3 protein-coding genes are annotated in these 3,059 nt (G+C 46.1%); 1 reads left to right on the forward strand and 2 read right to left on the reverse strand.

What is annotated here, in order from left to right; genetic code table 11:
- A complete protein-coding gene (locus VIM72_RS11065) occupies positions 1-756 on the reverse strand; it encodes a hypothetical protein (RefSeq protein ID WP_332002897.1) in 756 nt (251 codons plus the stop codon).
- Positions 757-922: 166 nt separating this feature from the next.
- Entirely contained in the window at positions 923-2,104 is a 1,182-nt protein-coding gene (locus VIM72_RS11070; protein ID WP_332002898.1) for a hypothetical protein, read from the reverse strand.
- Between the two features lie 23 nt (positions 2,105-2,127).
- On the opposite strand from VIM72_RS11070, the gene VIM72_RS11075 reads away from it, so the two are divergent.
- Positions 2,128-3,059: hypothetical protein (locus tag VIM72_RS11075; RefSeq protein ID WP_332002899.1), on the forward strand; the 932-nt coding region annotated here is incomplete at its 3' end.

A 3,059-nucleotide genomic window follows, 5' to 3' on the forward strand; every position in this document is an offset into this window, starting at 1 on the left:
TTAAAACTTAATCAACAACTTTTCCGCAACCAGCTTATTATCTTTATAATATTCAAAATACCAATCCCCGTTCTTCTTCAGCACTATTCCATTTGATACACCATTATTGGCAATAAAATATTCCGCTACAGAAGTTTTCAGCAGCGTTAAAACTATCTTCGGACTGGTATCAATTAACTGGTACCCGTTGGCTGTAGCCTGTGCATACAAGGTACCTGCAGCTTCTTTAGTCTCTGGTACCGGTGTTGAGGTAGCTGGCGGCGGCGGTGGCGGCGCAGGAGCTGCTACTGCGGGTGTTGCCACCTGCTGAGGCTCGGCAATGGCTGTTCCGTCATATGAATATGGAACATCATTCAGCGAGGTAAAGGCATCTCTCAGGGCAAGGTTATACGCAGGAGCAAACTCTTTCTCCCTGCTTTTACCTTCTTTACTTTTGAAGATGATATTGCCTTTGCAATCCTTTAATAAAAGGGTAAGATTGGTAACAAACAACCCTTTTTTCTGCACCACCTCGGTGTTCAGCGCATTGCACCTGTTGCCGGCAATCTCTTTCGGTATTTCGGAATTGTCGAAATAAACGGTAAATCCTTTTTCCTCCAGCAGCGATTTGGTGACCGTGTTTAACCCGTATTGGTTGTCTTCTTTAGAGAAATTGAACCTCTCAGGCACCAGTACATATTTGTAGTTATTGATGGTACCCTGGGCATACCCGGAAAAAGATGCGAATAAAAAAAATAATAAAGTGTATCCTTTCATATAGGTTTTGTCTTCTGATTTGGACGAAAATATACGAAATACTTGTCAAAACCAGTACAAACCAGCTAATTATCTGTAGGGTTGTCCGATCACAGGTACAAGCGAAGCCACCTTCGGTAACCGTGGGCGGATTTACCTGAAGGTGGCTTTTGGGATTAACAGGTATTTATTTTTCGGCTGTATATCCTTTAGTAGCCGCTACCTGGATAATGGACTGGTTGATAGCAGCGCCCAGGTCGTCTGTTGCATTGTTTTTCTTCATCGCTTCATCAATATATTTTTGCCGTTGTTTGGCCAGTGCGGCCATTTCTTTCTGGATACTATCTCTTTCTTTGCTTTTAGCTGCTACCAGTGTTTGTAGTTCAGCGTCGCTCTTTTCTCTCAGCTCTTTGGGCAATTCGTTTTTACTGATCTTTTGTAACGCAGCAGGATCTTCTTTTGCACGGTCTACCAGGTCCCAGCTATCATTCCGGTACACTGATTTAGATTTACTCACATACCGTTCTATGGAGTTGGCGGAAGAAATATCCCGGGCATTTTTATCCTGTATCACCTGGTTGTTTTTCTTTGATTCGCCATGGGCCCCATAGGCGATATATGTTTTATTGATGCGTACATTACAGGCTTCAATGCGGCTGTCGTACGGGGTTTCAATAAAATCCACCTTCCGGTCGGAATCAATATTGAAGTATTGTCCCTGGCCTTTGTCTGCGCCGTCTTTCCAGTGAGTGGCAATGCCTTCGCGTTTATTGCCGCAGAATATAGTATTAATGAAGATGCTTTTACCGAGCGCCTGTTCTGCGGCAGTTTTATAATTCACTGGTCCCTGGGTGAAAGGTTCGTTACCGGCGATATAGATGAGTTTCATATCTGCTTCGTCGCGCCCCCATTCCAGCGATTTTACGGCGGCATTGATTACTGCCCCGCAGTATTCAGATCCGCCATTGGTGCGGAGAGAGAAGAGTTTTTCAGAGATGAGATCGAGATCGGTGGTTAACGGGGTGACCTGCCGGATATAACCGGATTCGGGGGAAAGGCCATCATTGCCATACTCATATAAGGAGATTTCAATGGTGGGTGTTTTACCCTTATATTTCAGCGTAGTGAGGGTGTTGATGATATTCCATAATCTTGATTTGGCCTGGTCTATCAGGCCATCCATACTGTTAGAGGTATCAAGAAGTAAAGCTACCTGTATGCGGGTATTGTCTGCGGCGGAAGGAGAAGCAATAACCGGCGGTGGGGCAGCTGTTTTATATTCTTTTTCAGGAAGATGTTTTACAATACTGTATTTCCATGCCAGGAAACCTGATACCAGCAGGGCGCTGGCGAATAGTGTCGTTTTCATGATGTTTGATTTAGAATGACGCCATGAAAATAAATGCTCTTCTTCACCAGGGAAGGCCCCACTTGGTGAAATGCCGGGTTGAATGGGTGAAATGGCGTGTTCCCCGTTCTGAAAAGTCTTATTTTGCAGCAGAATCAATGATCATGGTACGTTACTGTATTGCCATACTTATCCTGACGGGGCTGCTTTGTGCAGGCGGGATGGCTGTTGCACAAAAGAAAAAAGGTGAAGCGTACCCGGTATCCAAAGCGGCAAAGGAGCTGAAAAACTCCCTTTCCAGGGAGGACAACGATCTGCAAACCGCCATTCATTACGAGGCACTGGCAAAAGAGCTTACTGACAAAAGCGAGTATGCCAGGGCAGAGGATTACCTTAAAAAAGCGCTGGAGATCTACACCCGGTTAAACCACCCGGATGCCGCAGCGGCCGGCCGCGCACTGGCAAAAGTGCAGGAGATGCAGAACAAAATAATACCGGCTATAAAGAATTACCAGTCGGCCGGCGACCTGGCCATCGACAAAAGCCTGGAGAACGTTAACTTCAACGATGCCAACCGCCTGCGGAACTCCAATCCGCAGATACAATCCAACTATGCTCAAACCAATGCCGCCATCTTTGAAAAAGAAGGCAAGAAAGAAGAAGCGGCGGATGCCTATAAACAACTGGGCAACAGCCAGCTGCTGCAAAACAATACCTCCGGTGCCATTGTCAGTTTTAAGAAGGCGCTGGAGAAGAGCGATAACGCCCGCGAAATCGCGGCTATCAGTAAAAAGATCTCCAGGGTTTATGTAGCCGGGAACAATATTGATGAAGCCATCCATATGAATGAAGCCATCCTGGAAAAAGCAAAAGAACAGGGCAACATTGAATTGCAAATAGACCAGATCCGGGAACTGGCCCAGTTGTACACCAACAGGCAGGAGCCGGAAAAAACAGGCAGCCTGCTGGAACAGGC

This window comes from Chitinophaga sp. (assembly GCF_036569185.1).
Lineage (GTDB): Bacteria > Bacteroidota > Bacteroidia > Chitinophagales > Chitinophagaceae > Chitinophaga.